Annotated in this window: 19 protein-coding genes; 6 read left to right on the plus strand and 13 right to left on the minus strand. The window is 44.7% G+C overall.

What is annotated here, in order from left to right:
• Nucleotides 1-393 precede the first annotated feature (393 nt).
• The 3 genes from BUC05_RS03720 to BUC05_RS03730 all read left to right on the plus strand — a co-directional run bounded on the left by BUC05_RS03720 (nucleotide 394) and on the right by BUC05_RS03730 (nucleotide 3,433).
• Nucleotides 394-1,401, plus strand: coding sequence for a toxic anion resistance protein (locus BUC05_RS03720; RefSeq protein ID WP_073304096.1), 1,008 nt, complete (start codon nucleotides 394-396; stop codon nucleotides 1,399-1,401).
• Between the two features lie 19 nt (nucleotides 1,402-1,420).
• Nucleotides 1,421-2,344: a hypothetical protein gene (locus BUC05_RS03725; protein ID WP_142237509.1), complete on the plus strand. Its 924-nt coding sequence runs from the start codon at nucleotides 1,421-1,423 to the stop codon at nucleotides 2,342-2,344.
• 84 nt (nucleotides 2,345-2,428) lie between these two features.
• Complete coding sequence (locus BUC05_RS03730) at nucleotides 2,429-3,433, plus strand: DUF2777 family protein (RefSeq protein ID WP_011246881.1); 1,005 nt, start codon at nucleotides 2,429-2,431, stop codon at nucleotides 3,431-3,433.
• 78 nt (nucleotides 3,434-3,511) lie between these two features.
• Here BUC05_RS03730 and BUC05_RS03735 read toward each other — a convergent pair whose 3' ends face one another.
• The 4 genes from BUC05_RS03735 to BUC05_RS03750 are packed head-to-tail and all read right to left on the minus strand — an operon-like array spanning nucleotide 3,512 to nucleotide 6,855.
• Nucleotides 3,512-4,981, minus strand: coding sequence for a PH domain-containing protein (locus tag BUC05_RS03735; RefSeq protein ID WP_011246882.1), 1,470 nt, complete (start codon nucleotides 4,979-4,981; stop codon nucleotides 3,512-3,514).
• Nucleotides 4,974-5,456 carry a PH domain-containing protein gene (locus BUC05_RS03740; RefSeq protein WP_011246883.1) on the minus strand — a complete coding sequence of 161 codons (483 nt, stop codon included), beginning with the start codon at nucleotides 5,454-5,456 and terminating at the stop codon, nucleotides 4,974-4,976. Before BUC05_RS03740 ends, BUC05_RS03735 begins: the two co-directional genes overlap by 8 nt.
• 46 nt (nucleotides 5,457-5,502) lie before the next feature.
• Nucleotides 5,503-5,721 (minus strand): hypothetical protein, encoded by a 219-nt coding sequence (locus tag BUC05_RS03745; protein WP_011246884.1) that lies wholly within the window; start codon nucleotides 5,719-5,721, stop codon nucleotides 5,503-5,505.
• A gap of 15 nt (nucleotides 5,722-5,736) precedes the next feature.
• Entirely contained in the window at nucleotides 5,737-6,855 is a 1,119-nt protein-coding gene (locus tag BUC05_RS03750) for a conserved virulence factor C family protein (protein WP_011246885.1), read from the minus strand.
• A gap of 149 nt (nucleotides 6,856-7,004) precedes the next feature.
• Here BUC05_RS03750 and BUC05_RS03755 point away from each other — a divergent pair, with 149 nt between their 5' ends.
• On the plus strand, nucleotides 7,005-7,730 hold the full coding sequence (locus BUC05_RS03755) for a metallophosphoesterase family protein (RefSeq protein ID WP_011246886.1): 726 nt from the start codon (nucleotides 7,005-7,007) through the stop codon (nucleotides 7,728-7,730).
• 39 nt (nucleotides 7,731-7,769) lie between these two features.
• Here the strand turns inward: BUC05_RS03755 and BUC05_RS03760 are convergent, their stop codons facing one another.
• Genes BUC05_RS03760 through ilvA form a run of 6 tightly spaced genes read right to left on the minus strand, consistent with a single transcriptional unit; the run spans nucleotide 7,770 to nucleotide 11,733 of the window.
• Nucleotides 7,770-8,180, minus strand: a complete 411-nt coding sequence (locus BUC05_RS03760) for a TlpA disulfide reductase family protein (RefSeq protein ID WP_011246887.1) — start codon at nucleotides 8,178-8,180, stop codon at nucleotides 7,770-7,772.
• Nucleotides 8,181-8,225: 45 nt separating this feature from the next.
• Nucleotides 8,226-8,663, minus strand: a complete 438-nt coding sequence (locus BUC05_RS03765; protein ID WP_011246888.1) for a BrxA/BrxB family bacilliredoxin — start codon at nucleotides 8,661-8,663, stop codon at nucleotides 8,226-8,228.
• Entirely contained in the window at nucleotides 8,647-8,973 is a 327-nt protein-coding gene (locus BUC05_RS03770; protein WP_011246889.1) for a thioredoxin family protein, read from the minus strand. The genes BUC05_RS03765 and BUC05_RS03770 overlap by 17 nt, the downstream gene beginning before the upstream one ends.
• Entirely contained in the window at nucleotides 8,966-9,904 is a 939-nt protein-coding gene (gene rnz, locus BUC05_RS03775) for a ribonuclease Z (protein ID WP_073304098.1), read from the minus strand. The genes BUC05_RS03770 and rnz overlap by 8 nt, the downstream gene beginning before the upstream one ends.
• 1 nt (nucleotide 9,905) lies before the next feature.
• A complete protein-coding gene (locus BUC05_RS03780; RefSeq protein WP_011246891.1) occupies nucleotides 9,906-10,430 on the minus strand; it encodes a type 1 glutamine amidotransferase domain-containing protein in 525 nt (174 codons plus the stop codon).
• A gap of 58 nt (nucleotides 10,431-10,488) precedes the next feature.
• The gene (ilvA, locus tag BUC05_RS03785) at nucleotides 10,489-11,733 is read right to left on the minus strand and encodes a threonine ammonia-lyase IlvA (RefSeq protein WP_073304101.1); all 1,245 of its coding nucleotides are present in this window, start codon (nucleotides 11,731-11,733) and stop codon (nucleotides 10,489-10,491) included.
• Between the two features lie 197 nt (nucleotides 11,734-11,930).
• Here ilvA and BUC05_RS03790 point away from each other — a divergent pair, with 197 nt between their 5' ends.
• Nucleotides 11,931-12,131: a hypothetical protein gene (locus tag BUC05_RS03790; RefSeq protein ID WP_035202566.1), complete on the plus strand. Its 201-nt coding sequence runs from the start codon at nucleotides 11,931-11,933 to the stop codon at nucleotides 12,129-12,131.
• Nucleotides 12,132-12,211: 80 nt separating this feature from the next.
• Here the strand turns inward: BUC05_RS03790 and BUC05_RS03795 are convergent, their stop codons facing one another.
• Both BUC05_RS03795 and racA read right to left on the minus strand, forming a co-directional pair.
• A complete protein-coding gene (locus BUC05_RS03795; RefSeq protein ID WP_063609846.1) occupies nucleotides 12,212-12,586 on the minus strand; it encodes a YppE family protein in 375 nt (124 codons plus the stop codon).
• Between the two features lie 43 nt (nucleotides 12,587-12,629).
• Nucleotides 12,630-13,145 (minus strand): chromosome-anchoring protein RacA, encoded by a 516-nt coding sequence (racA, locus tag BUC05_RS03800; protein ID WP_063609845.1) that lies wholly within the window; start codon nucleotides 13,143-13,145, stop codon nucleotides 12,630-12,632.
• A 200-nt stretch (nucleotides 13,146-13,345) separates the two neighbouring features.
• Between racA and BUC05_RS21610 the strand changes: the two genes are divergently transcribed.
• Nucleotides 13,346-13,459, plus strand: coding sequence for a spore protein (locus BUC05_RS21610; protein ID WP_193760040.1), 114 nt, complete (start codon nucleotides 13,346-13,348; stop codon nucleotides 13,457-13,459).
• Between the two features lie 62 nt (nucleotides 13,460-13,521).
• Here the strand turns inward: BUC05_RS21610 and BUC05_RS03805 are convergent, their stop codons facing one another.
• Nucleotides 13,522-14,424, minus strand: coding sequence for a DUF2515 family protein (locus BUC05_RS03805; protein WP_073304103.1), 903 nt, complete (start codon nucleotides 14,422-14,424; stop codon nucleotides 13,522-13,524).
• Nucleotides 14,425-14,478 lie beyond the last annotated feature (54 nt).

Genomic DNA, 14,478 nt, shown 5'->3' on the forward strand with positions numbered 1-14,478 from the left:
GTTCATTTTTGACAAAAACGAAAGGATACAGCAATATCAACAGCGAATCTTCTTATCTCCAAAAGGCAAAAACGAATATAAAAACAATACTATGAATAAAAATCCAACAATATGTGCGAAAACCAATGCCCGCCTCGTCATACATTCGTTTATAGACGAACATTCCGATACGGCCTAAAAAAATATTCCGTGTTAGAAGTTTAGCGATAATTTTGGCATCCGTCAAGATTGAACCTCATTTTTGCTTATAATTTTGTCGTTTAGCCTGCAAATAAATTGCCACTCAAGGAAATTTCGTTCATAATAGAAAGGAGAAAACTGAAACATATTTCATTTATCCAACGTATATAAACTAGAACCGATAAATCCGATCACTTGTTGGAGGTTAGGCGAATGACCGAACAGAACAATGCACAAGACAATGAAATAGACGTGTATAAAAACGAAACTGATATCCACACTCTTTTGCAAAAGCTAGACTCCTTAGGAGAAACAGAGCAAAAACAAGCAGGCGAATCACTCGAGGCGCTCAAGCGCCCTGTCAAACAAATGATGAATGACGAAGCCAATACCCTTCCAAAGCAATTGCATGAATTGCGTGAAGTCGTTGGCCAGCTTGAACCGGACTACTTGCATGATTCTTCGTTCAAAAAATTTTTAAACAAACTTTTAAAGAAAGACCCAATCGAGCAATACGCCAAAAAGTACCAAACAGTCGAAGCACAAGTTGACCATATTATTGAGGGGCTTCTAACTGGAAAAGATAAACTGCAAGAAGACAATGTCATGCTTCAAGAGTTAAAAGTTGTCGCCAGAGAACGGATTGAAAATTTGAACAATCAAATTGCGATTGGGACAGAACTCCACGAGATGCTGGAACAAGAAATGACTTCAGAACGTTGGGCCGATAATGCGAACGAACTGAAAAAAGGACAAGTAAAAGTGACGACGCGCATTAAAAATATGCAGCAAGCTGTCATGGTCCTTCAGCAATCCCTCGCCTCTGTCGACTTGATCATGGAAAACAATGAGAAGTTGGAAGAAGCGATTTTCAACGCGATCACGATGACGAAAAACATTATTACGGTAACAGCTTCGATCCAGCTAGCGCTCACAAACCAGAAAAAAGTGATTACTGCGGTGCAAAACGTTAACCAAGCGACTGAATCGATGCTTCTTTCGAACGCAGAATTGTTGAAACAAAATACAGAGGAAACATTAAAAACTCTTGAAGAACCAGCAATTGCACTTGATGCGTTCCGCAAAGCATACGATAATGTATTTAAAGCAATTGAGTTGACGGAGCAATCCAATGAACGGATTGTCACGAGCGGAAAACAATTCATTAAAGAAATGGATCAGCTCAATTCCGAAATGCAAACGAAATTGTTAAATCGATAGCAGCAGGAGGTTGACTCCGTTGAAGTTTTTTTCAACATCTCGCTTGGTTGAGTTTTTTACGCCAGCGCATAAGCGTCCTGTTGATGACCATATTATCCAAGATGACACTACTATTAATTTCATCAACGATACGGAACGCTTACTAAAACGCATGGCAGACAATGCCACAGGTAAAAATGAACGCAAAAACGTCCGCAGGCGGCAAAAAGATTGGGATATTCGCATTAAAATTACCTATAATCAGATTCGGCTAGTAATTGCAGACACAAAACAATCGAGTTCGCCTGTCCACAAACGGCTCCGCATCGTCTGTTTCCGTAAATACGTCAAGGCTTCTGATGGGGTTGGGAAAATAAAAGAAGCAACAATCCATTATTTGAAAGACGGGCGCATGCACGTTCGTTCTCTCCTCAATGTCCCTGCTTTTCAAGGAATTTTCCACGGCATTCACCGTCTTGATTTAGCGTACGTGGGAACGAAATTGACAGATGACGTCTCGCTTGATCGCTTAAATGGCCAGGAAAAACAGTTGAAACGGGAACAAGCCAATGATATTAAAGTGCTTGCCCAAGAAGCGAGACGTTACGTTCAGGCAATGGACACATTATCAATCGATCCACTGCTCGACAACCGCTTAAAACGAATCCTTGCCCATGTCGAAAAACTAGAAGACGACTTTCAACTGTTTGGTTTTGAACAAAAACACACCGTTAGGAGATTGCTCCGTGACGACCTTCCTAACTTAATGGGCGCTTATTTCGCTTTATCGAAAAAGAACCAACTTGAACAGCGTGATAATGTGTTTGTTTCGTTATCGCAAATGGAACTTACTTTAATCCACTTGCAAGATGAACTTGAGCGAACAAAAATAGAGCGCATGGAACATGTGATGCGATTGCAGGAACTCCGCTATGGAGGACAAAGCGACCAACGAAGCGAATAAAGGCCGCGCTTGCAGAAGCGTGGTTTTTTTCGCTATAATGAAATCCAGCACAGTATTTAAAACAAGCTAAAAGGTGAGGATTGTATGGACCGGAAGGAAGCCCAACAGTTGGTTGGCCAGTTGCTTATCGTCGATCTCGGGGTCGACGGCGTTTATTTAGGCGAACTCGTCAACGTTGTTACAGAACCGAAAAAGCCTTGGCGTGGGGAAGTCCGGATATTCTCTGTTTTGTCGTTGCCTGATTCCATCTTTCGGGATGATACGATTGCCTTGCACGAAGTTCCATACGACGAAGGCGATATTGACCTTTTCAGAAGCCAACAGCTTAAAAGAAGGCCACAGCAAATTCAAATTGAGCCTTACTTGGATTCCGTTTTAACTGATTTGAAGCGCCGCTACATCCGCTTGAAAAACGATGTTTCCGCCCCTTCAGCTGAACTAGAGGCGTTAGAAGTATACATCAAAACGTTGACCAGCCAGAAACGGCGGACAGAACGGACGAAAGGCCATAACGCTGGAAATGACGAAGCACCCTTTTATAATGAATACACATTCCATTTTCGCGATAACCACTATGTGCTTGTTGACAGCAAAGGGGAAAGCCTTTATTTGACTCCTTCCCATTTTGAATATGTCTGGCACCAACAAGGCAAACTCGTTTCAGGCCGCTATGAAGGCGATGGCGTGTTTGTTCGTGACAATGGCGTCCGCTATATCCCTGAAGAAAATTCCGTTATGTTAATCGACCAAAAGCAATTTGACCCTTATTACATTTTGCGCAAGGAACTTGACCCTGTCGCCTTGCAAGGGTTCGAATACAATTTACAGCTTCACGATGTTTCACACCGCGATTTGATTCATTGCTATAATTCCTTATTGGAACAACTGTTGAATCGAGAAAATGAAACCTCATTCCAAGGGGTCAACTTCCTTACATTCCAAACAGATGAACATTTTGTCCTTGTGCAGCATCATTTCAAACGAAATTTGACATTTGAAAGCGGACAGCCTGTGTACGACCGCTTTGAGTTCACAACCGATAAAGGCAAACGAACCATCTCCCTATACACAAACGCATTTCGGTTTTAAAAAAGCCAAGAACCTTTGTCAGGTTCTTGGCTTTAAACTGTGGCTCGTTACGTTGTTCCCCTCTTACGTATGCCTCTATTAGTCTGATTGATGAGAATACCACTGAAACAACGCATCAGCGTTTTCATCGCTTACGTTCGGCACGTAAAAGGACTTGCCAGCCAAACTCGACTGGACAAATATTTCAAAATGGGCCAGCTTGCTCCGCCTCTGCAAGAAGGAGACTCGTTTCGTTACTGACTGGACTTTTTGTTTCGGCGAGATGACGAGCGTTTGTCCAATTGTCCGAGAGCGCAGCCAAATAAACGTGTCATTGCTGCCCGCTCCAGCATCTCGGTATTGGAGCCAAGCAAACAACGCCGCAATCGCTACTACTACCGTTCCTCCGATCAGTCCAATCGCACCGAAAAAATAACTTGCTACACAAGTGGCTACAACCGGAACGATGAGCATTCGCAAAAAGAAGCGGATCGCTGCTCGTTTAGGAGCTGTTTTGATTGGGCGTTCAAACACATATTCAGGCAGTGTCTGCTCCAAAAAAGCAGGCAAGTCACGTTCGTGAATTAACGGCACAAGCATAGTCGAGCCTTGCTCTTTGTTCGTGCCTCCGCCTGCTGACTCGACATACACAGAAACAAAGCCAAACGGTTGGCGAATGATGCTTTTAATAATCCGAACGGCCGTAATACGACGGTAAGCTAACGTAAGTTGCCGCTTTTCAATGAGCCCTCGCTCAATCACCATTTCCTTTTCATATGTGCTCACTTTGAAATTTCCATATGTTAAAATCGTTAGCACGCTTGAAATGATCCATGATAGGAGCAGCACAGCGACAACAAGAATGAGAAGCAGAAAAAGGCCTAAACTAAAGATATAATCAAATGTATTTTCGTATATATCATCTGGGATAAATGATAGAAACTGGCCAACTTGCGACAATAGCGCTGCTACTGCAGAAAGGACGAGGCCGATTCCACTTGACGTTAAGGCTGCATAAATGAGCCGCCTTGTGCCCAAATGCCAAACTGCTAACGGCTTGGTTTCTGTTTCGGCTTCCGTTTCGATGTCATTTTGTGCTTCGTTAAGTTCTCCGTCGTTTTGACTGCTATCGGTTTCTTTTACTTCCTTTAACAGTTCAGCCCGAATGCGGACTGCCTCTGCCCTCGTTACCGCCACAAACTCAGCTTCTGCCTCCATGCCTCCGCCGGCGGTATCGATGCTTACTTTCACAAGTCCAAATACGCGTTGCCACAAACCTGCGGAAATATGAATTGCTTGCACGCGTTTTTTTTGGATATAGCGTTTTTTCTTGATGAAAACGCCCCGTTCAACGTATAGCTCCCCTGCTTCAAGGCGGTAGCGGAATTTGAACCAACTTAGCCAACTGAAAACGGCAGAAATGACGATAAGCGCACACAAGGCGATGAAAAAATAAAACAGCATTTGCTGCAACAACGCAACAATGGCAAAAGGAACCGCGATTTGCCAAACCCCTTTTGTGGACTGGATCAAAATTGCAGCAATATGTTGGCGCTTTAACTCATTCATCTTCATGCACCGCAGCCAGTTTAGAAATTTGATCGCGCAACGAGTCCGCATCGATTAAAAATAAAGTTGGAATCCGATGTGTGGTCGCCGCAGTCGTTATCGAAACTGTAGCCATTTTGTAACGCCTGAGAATCGGTCCTTGCTCCGTGTCGACATGTTGGACACGCACCATTGGCACGAGCGTCCGTCTCACTACTAATACGCCTTGTTGGATGTCAATTTCATCGTCAAAAATCTCGTAGCGGAAACGACGCCACTGCACGAGCGGCCAAATTCCGATGCGCACGATGCCATAGATTACAACAGCTCCTGCTAACCACCATGTTAGCCAGTCGTAAAAGGACAAAAATATGTATCTTTGTGCAAAATAGTAGCCGATCGGAACCAAAGCTAGCAGCAGTGTATCGATTGCATGTTGCAGGCGCCACACGTTGATCGCCTTTCTCGGCAGTCGCAATTGCGGTTGCCCTCTCATGCTTGTGATACCTCCTTTTTGACCAACTGGCCGGCTGGCAAGTTGGTCACTCTTCATCATCTGTTACATAAATGAGGTTGACACCTTGTTGTTCAAACCAGTTTAACAGCCGCTTGTTCTCCTCTAAATCGACAAGCAGTCCGATCGATTCAACCAACTCGATTTCTTCAAGCTCGCCGTTTTTTGCATCTTCAATGAGCTCAAGGATATCTTCTTTTCCTTCTGATTCAAGTTTCTCCACTAAATCATCAATGGTCGTTCCCACTTCCATCCTCCTTTCTTACCCTTTACGCGCCTCTGTCATTTGTTTCCAAACAGAACCTTTTGCTTCTTCGCCGCCTTGAATTCGCGCTAACGCCATTTTCACTTGCAGCGCCACTTCAAATTCAGGGTCGTCTTCTGCTTCTTTCAAAGCAGGGATCGCTTCTTCCGTGCCTACTTCATACAAAAACATTGCTGCCCGCCAACGGACGATTTTGCTTTCATCTTTTAAAGACTCGATCATGGCTGGAATCGCTTTTTCTGAGCCGATGTCTGACATGCAATCGCCGGCTGTACGGCGTACAGTGACAGAAGGGTCTTTCAACGCTTTTTCAAGCAATGGCAAAACCGATTCTGTCTCGATCATCCCTAAATACATCGTAGCCAAACGACGAATCGACGCTTTTTCATCAGTGAGCGCTTTTTCCAACACCGGCAAGTCTTTCTCTTTTGGATCCATTTGTTCAAGCGCAGCGTAACGGTCACGCCAATCTTCTGCTTGCAGCATTTCCAATGTTACTTCTTTGAAGCGGGCGGCAAAGCTTTCGGCTGCCGCTTTTTCTCCTTTAGCAAGCTTGATTAAGCTGTCGAGCCTTGCTTCTGGGTAAGCAGCGCTTATTTCAGCTGCTACTTCTTTTGCAATCGTTGCTAGCTCGCCATAACGAGGCGCTTGTTCTTCCCATTTCCGCTCTAGCACCACATTGTCGTTTGGTAGCTGTGCTTGCGCTACAGCTTGGGCAAAGCGGTCAGGAAGCCCTTCTCGCACTTCTTCTTCACCATCTGATACCTTTACTTGCATGGGAATGCCTTTAAACATTTGGATCTGCACGTGAACTTCGCCATAGCCATCATGTAGGGTGTTGCCTTTAGCTTGCTCGTCTGGTTCTTCGCCAAATTGTTTACGAATTTGCGGCAAAATCGCTTTCCAATCCGCTTTTGGATAGCGATCCACTGCTAAAAAGTCACCAACATGGTAAACTTGCTTGATCCCTTCTATGTCAAAAAGCTGTTGAATAAACGTTGGCGCCTCTGCTTTGTTTTTTTCTTGGTACGTGGTGCTTGTACCGGCAGCTGCTTCACTTAAGTTGATTTTCATTGTGTTCGGGCTTGGTGTCGGTTCAATTGAGCGAATATACATCCATGTTTCCTCCTTTATCACCATTTCCTCTTTTTCCATACTACCACAGCCTAAAAAGCGATTGCTAGCGCGACGATTATGCTTGAAATGTTCTAGTACACATTTTTGCACCACATCTGTTACAATATGATAAAAGGAGGCTTAAAATTATGCGATTTGCTTTTTTATCGGATATTCATGGAAATGCTACAGCGCTTGAAGCTGTCTTGAATGACTTGCAAACGAAGCAAATTGATCAGACGTACATATTAGGAGACCTTTGCTTTCGTGGCCCAGAACCAAAACGGGTGCTGGAACTTGTACAAGCTTCTGGCGCACGTGTCATCAAAGGAAATGCAGATGAGTGGCTCGTGCGGGGCTTTAAAGATGGCGAAGTGCCCGTTGAGCGCCTTGAAATGTTTAACAAAGAAAGAGATTGGACACTGGGTCGCCTAAGCCAAGAAGACTTGGACTATTTAAAAAACCTTCCGACAGAACTTGTCATTGACGATGGGCAAGATTTGGTCATCCACGCTTTCCATGCAAGCCCCTCTGGCTTATTTACAGCCATTGATGGGGATGAAACAGAAAAAATCGAAAATGAGCTCATGGTGCGCGATGAAGCAGACATTTATATTTACGGCCATACCCACCATCCTTATGTCCGCTCGCTCCATGGCAAAAATGTCATTAACACTGGTAGTGTTGGCATGCCATTCGATGGTCATCCTCTTGCTTCTTATATTATTTTGGACATAGAGGACGGCAGCCACTCCGTCCAATTAAATCGCGTCCCTTATAACCGTGAACATGTGGTTGAAATTTACAAGCAAAGCGGCTATCCGAATATTGAAGCAATGAGCGCAGTTATTTATTACGCGGTGCGGCCTAATTAAAAAAAGCAAGCCATTTCGGCTTGCTTTTTTTAATAGGAGCTAATCGATTAGCAGGGCTAGCTCTGCGAGAATGTCAGGTAACTTCGCCTGTTCTCCAAACTGGGCTGTTTGTTCATGGCGATTGTTGAGCAGGACCGTCGTCGGCACGCCTTTACAGTTGAAATGGTCGTACAAAGCGGTGCCGCGGTCTTGCAAAACTAAAAAGTCCCATCCTCTTTTTTGTAAGTAAGCTTGTAAATCGACATTGCCTTCGCGGCCCGTTACATTGACTGTGACAAATTGCAGCTTGTTTTGATCGGCATGGGCAGCTAGTGGCATTTTCGCCGCTAAATCCCGTTCAGAATCGGGGCACCAACTCGTCCAAAATGTCAGCATCACCGCACGCCCTGCCGCTTCTTTGCTTAATTGCCATGTTTGGTTAGTTGAAAGTTGCGGCAATGAAAAATCCATCGCCTTCCCCCCTTAGGAAAACGCTCTTACCGTTTGTCGACAACATTATTTTTGGCAATGTTCGTTGTATGCGAGTGCTAAATTGCGGACAATCGCCTCTGGTTCTGCTCCTTCAATGTCTTCACGGGGAATAAAATGGACAACTTCTGTTCCCTTTAATAACGCCATTGATGGTGAAGATGGCGGATAGTCAGGAAATTTACTGCGCATAGCTGCTGTTGCCTCTTTGTCTTGGCCAGCAAAGACTGTTACCAAATGGTCAGGCGTATGGTCATGCTGCAAAGAGTAAATCGCAGCAGGTCGTGCTAGTCCAGCAGCGCAACCGCAAACGGAGTTGATAAAAACAAGCGTCGTTCCTTCAGCGTCAGCGATATAGTCTTCCACTGCTTCGGCGGTAGTCAATTCCTTAAATCCTGCATCAGTCAGTTCTTGGCGCATCGGCAAAACAACTTGGCGCATATATTCTTCATAAGCCATTGACATCGTTTTCTACCTCCTTCATGTTCGATAGGATCTCCATGACAGAGAAAAGTCGGTACATTTTCGCTTGCAAGCGACCCTTTTTATAATAAAGCAACGCAGGCACACTTTCAATTTGTGCGCTCCTCGCCCACTCTGGCGCAAGTTGGATGTTGACTTGCCAAAACGAAAACGTTTCTTTGCTTTCCTCGATGATCGACAGCATCTGCTCGGCCTTTTTACAAGCACCGCAAAAAGGTGAATGGACATAGACCCATCCATCTTTGCCTGCGTCAAGGGCTGCGCGGAGCTCGGAATAAGAAATATTAATCACGTTTTTTCCGGCCTGCCTTTTCGAGTTCAAACACGAACAGATCTTCCGCAATAATGACATTAGGAAGGAGCGCTGCCGCTTCGTCGCGGTATTCGTTTTCATTTCGGGCATACCTAGAGGAAACATGGGTTAAAATGAGCTGGCCAACGGCTGCGCGCTTAGCCAACGCACATGCATCGGCAATTGTCGAGTGCCCATATAGATGGGCATCGTCTTTTTTGTTCGATGCAAATGTCGCTTCATGGACAAGAACATCGGCACCAGAGGCAAACGCCTCCATCGCCTTTACAGGCGCCGTGTCTCCAGCAATGACGACTGTCCGTCCACGAATCGATTCATCTAAAAACGCGCTTCCATTAACGATGCGGCCGTCAGCGAGTTTGACTGTTTCCCCTTTTTTTAGTTGCGCATAAAGGGGGCCAGGGGGAACGCCCATTGCTTTTAACGCTTCTGCATCGAGTGTTCCAGGCTTATCTTGTTCTTTTATTCTAAAGGCGTAACTTTCCACAGGATGATCAAGCGCCAATGCATCAACGCTCAATTTTTCTTCGTCACGGATACGGCCTTCTGCAAGCACGTGGAAGCGAATCGGGAAACGCAATTTTGTTTTGGTCGTTTCCAATGCTTGTATAACAAAGGCCTCTAGCCCTTTTGGTCCATAAATGTCTAACGGTGTTTCCGCCCCTTGAAAAGAGCGGGAACTTAACAATCCTGGCAACCCTAAAATATGGTCGCCATGCAAATGGGTAATAAAGATCGCTTCAACAGCCGCCAAAGACAACGGAGAATGAAGAAACTGATGCTGTGTCGCTTCGCCACAATCAAACAACCACACCGTCCCGTCGCCCTCTAAAAACCGAATCGCCAAGGCACTGACATTGCGTTTTTTTGCAGGCACACCGGCACCTGTTCCTAAAAAGTGCAGTTCCATTTTATCGGCCTGCAAGTGCGTCGGCAAATGCTTTGCCATATGGAGCCAAATCTGGAGGGCGGCGGCTTGAAATCACATGCCCGTCAACAACAACTGGCTCATCATGCCAAATGGCGCCAGCGTTTTCCATATCATCGCGAATGCCTGGCGTGCTCGTCACTCGCTTGCCATTCAGAATACCTGCTGAAATGAGCACCCAACCTGCGTGGCAAATTTGCCCTATCGGCTTTTTCTGCTTGTCCATTTCCTTAATGAAGGAAAGAAACTCTGGATAACGGCGGAGCTTGTCTGGCGCCCAACCGCCAGGAACTAAAACACCATCAAATTCGTCCGTTGATGCTTCGTTAAAGGCAATTGTACTCGTTGCTGGTACACCGTATTTGCCTATATACGTTTTGTTCGCTTCAGCCCCTGCAAAAACAACATCCGCCCCTTCTTCTTGCAACCGAATGACCGGATACCAAAGTTCCAAATCCTCAAATTCTGCATCAACTGCAGCTAAAACGCGCTTTCCTTTTAAACGCACGGGCCATTCCTCCTCTGAATTCATTTCTAATTCGTGCTCCTGAGTGTAACCGGCGAACTCAAATCAGCAAAGAAAACAAATTTTCATCCTTGTTGACTTCATTATAGGCAAATCCAATCTTTTCCATTCTTTCGATTAACCCATCATAATCTTTGCTGCATTTCAGTTCAATCCCAATTAATACTGGACCGTTCGATTTATTGTTTTTCTTTGTATATTCAAAGCGAGTAATGTCGTCTTCCGGGCCGAGCACATCGGTAATAAACTCACGTAGCGCCCCAGCTCGCTGTGGAAATTCAACGATAAAGTAATGCTGCAATCCTTCATAAATGAGCGAACGTTCCCGGATTTCCTCCATGCGCCCGATGTCGTTGTTGCCGCCACTAACAATACAGACAACGACTTTTCCCTTAATTTGTTCCGTGTACAAATCAAGAGCAGCAATAGGCATAGCCCCTGCCGGTTCAGCGACTAGCGCATTCTCATTGTAAAGGTTTAAAATCGTCGTGCAAATTTTACCTTCTGGAACAACAATAATGTCATCTAGCAGCTCTTTGCAAATCTCCAGTGTTTTGTCGCCGACTTTTTTCACAGCCGCCCCATCGACAAATTTATCGATTTCGTCTAACTCAACAACGTGGCCTTGTTTAATTGATTCCGTCATCGATGCAGCACCGGCTGGTTCACAGCCAATCATTTTCGTAGTTGGGCTAACGCTTTTTATATACGTAGCCATCCCACTAATAAGCCCACCACCGCCGATTGATGAAAACACAAAGTCTGGCGTTTCCTCAATGTCATTCATAATTTCAAGCCCGACTGTTCCTTGCCCGGCAATCACTTTGTCTTGGTTAAATGGGTGGATGAACGTCATTTCCTGCTCTTCGCAATATTGAATAGCGTCCGCATAAGAATCATCAAACGTATCGCCAATTAATCTAACGTCCACATAGTCCCTGCCAAAAAATTTCACTTGTGCGACTTTTTGCTTTGGCGTGGTAGTCGGCATGAAAATAACACCTTTGACTTTTAAAGCGCGGCAGGAGTAGGCAACCCCTTGTGCATGGTTTCCAGCGCTTGCGCATACAACGCCAGCGGCAAGTTCTTCTTTTGAAAGAGAAGAAATTTGGTAATAGGCGCCGCGAATTTTAAAAGATCTGACAACTTGCAAGTCTTCTCGTTTTAAATAAACTGTGCAATCATATCGTTCAGACAAAACCTGATCTTTTTGCAAAGGTGTATGCGTCACGACATCTTTAATTTGTTGATTTGCTCGAATAATATCCTGTAAATGCGTGGTCATTACAAACGTCCTTTCGTCGTGCACATTCCCTCGGGTATGTGTATAGATACAATGGTATTTATTCTAACATACGTCCACCAATTCTGAAACCCTTAGCTAAGGAGTTCTTGCACAAGCTCAAACGATCTTTTATAATAGGAGTGAGAACGTTTGCAGATGAGATACATATCCGTTTTTATTGGAAAAGGAGAGGTCTGATGTTAAAGAAAGGACTCTTTGCTGCCGCTCTTATAGTAGCCATTGTTGTGCTTGCTTATGAGCCTGCTGTGCTTGCCGCTGCGGCGGAATCAACTGAACAAGTTGAAGAGAATGACGGTTTTTTACGCGTTATCCTCAACATTTTGTCTGTCGCTACACTTGCCTTTCTCGCTTTTTTAACTATCACTGATAAAGGCTAAATTGGAAAAGAAGCAAGCTCACACAAATGTGTGGGCTTGCTTCCATTTGTCGCGCCTGGGGTCATTCCAATCAAGCGCGTTTATTGTTCAGACGCAACTCGTTCCATTTCAGCCAACAAACCGCTTAGCACATAACGAACCGATTTAAACGTTTCACGCTGGCGCTTCATCCCAGATGAAGGATAAAACGACTTAATCGCAACTACATCTAAATTCTCAACCGTTTGTTCAAGCTGACTGACATGCAAATCTCTAGGATTGGTTTTCACTAAGAATGCTTTGGCGATTGGTAGCCATGCTGCTGCTAAGGGCTGAACTTTATCGGCAAATGGCTTGACCTGATGATGAAAATCGACTTCATAGGTCGAATCTTGCTTCACCACTTCAATATAGTATCGTTCGGCTTCCTCTGTTAAAGCAAGGAGCTCCTCTGTTAATGACTTTAAAGTATCCACTGGCTACACCTCCCACAGCAAAAAGTGTAGCATATCTTTTCGTTTAAAAGGCAAACAAGTTCATAAACGATCTCCACGGTCCGCGCTTTATCTTCTTCGGCGTATGTTCATTGACTACTTGCTTTTCCTGGTGATGATGGCTCATCATCCGCTTTTCAATGAACAACAGTCTGTCTTCAAGAGTTCCGACTAGTTTCATCATTTCATCGAGCTCGCTTCGATGCTTGAGCAATTGGTAACTGACAACGTCATCGGCTTTTGTCGCTAGCTTTTCTTCGAGGGCGTCCACTTGCACCAACATCTTTTCAAGCTTTGCTTCATATTGCTTTGTAGGAACACTCGGCTCCCCTTGGCCTTGGCGTTCATTCAAGTTGATCTCCTTCATGCGCTTCCCTTCGTCAAGCTCACGCTTTATTTTTCTAAATAGTTGCAGATGTTTTTCGGTATAAAGAAAGTGCCCTTGTTCCGTTACGTCGCAATCAATTTTGAAATATTTGGTCCATCTTTGAATCGTGGTCGGATTTACGCCAATCGCCTCTGACATTTCTTTCGTTTTCATGCAATGACCTCCTTTAACTCCATTTGTTTAAAAACTGATTCGCCCAACATTTTGTTTCTCCTACGCTGTTGACAAAACTAGAACGGATTCAACAAAGAAAGTCGTTCTTTTCTAGGATTAGCAGCGGTCATTCACTCCTTTTCGACAACACATAAACGAATCGGTTTTTATCCATACTGAAAGAAAGGAGGTTTTCCGTAATGAAAAAAGATCATCGCCAAGGAAAAACAAACGCTAAGACCCAAACCAACAGTGAAAAAACACGCTATACAGGCGATAAAAAATTAGGCGGGCCAAACCGGCCAGCTGAATGACTAGCACAATCAAAAACGTCGATGACTAAAAAAATGAACTGCACCGGAAAAGGGTGCAGTTTTTATTTTGCTCGCCAGCGGGCAACTTGGGCTAGCAATGCCAATTCCCATTTTGCCCATTTTCGCTGTTTCTCTGCCAATACAGGCTGAACACGAATTGGTTTAAAGAACGATTCCACTTCCTCTAGGTCGTGGCTATCGGCCCACTCGGTGCGAGGTGCTGCTTTGTGACGAAAACGCGGATAAACAAGCCGTAGCGGCAACGCTTTCTCTAATCGGTCATACTCTTTCCGCGACCCGGTTGGCTCTTGTTTGTTTGTAAATTGGAAGATGGTTGACTCGGTCTCTGCATCGTAAAGTACAGCGGCAATTCGCTTGCCAAGGGCAATACGCGCTGTTGGATCGGCAAAATTCGTCACCCGCTCAGCATATCCTGAGCTCGTTGGCGTTGGCAAAATAACATGGCTAAAATGAGCTAGCTCGTTTAACGTATAAAAAACAGAATGGAAAAAAGATTCCAATGCTGGCTCATCTAAAAAACGCCTCTGCAACATGAGCTGTTCGTTGATAATCAAAGCAGTCATTAACCTGATTTCATCACGTTCTTCCCAAAAACGACGCCATTCTGCGATCATAAAACGAGACACAAAGAATTGTTCCAACTCTTGAAAACGAGGGTTCTTCGTTCGTTTCCATTTTGCATATAATTGCAATTGAGGAAAGGCATCTGCAAAAATCAGCCAGTTGGCACGCTCATAAACAGAGACAATCGCTTGCCTCGTCTCTTTAGGTATGATCGAAGCAAGTGGGCCACAGGCAAGGTCAGTCATATTCCAGCCTGCATTCCGGGACACGATTCCAGCAAGCCGTGCCCAGCGAATTTCAGGATGACGCCTGCCGAATGCCTCGTATGCTTTCGTCCTGGCAATATTATCGACATTGTTAAAACGAATGATCCCTTTCATCCCATGCTTTCCCTCATTTTTTCGTTAATTTTTCAACAGATCGCGTGTTCTGTT

The sequence above is a fragment of the Shouchella rhizosphaerae genome, assembly GCF_900142675.1.
Taxonomy (GTDB): Bacteria; Bacillota; Bacilli; order Bacillales; family Bacillaceae_D; genus Shouchella; species Shouchella rhizosphaerae.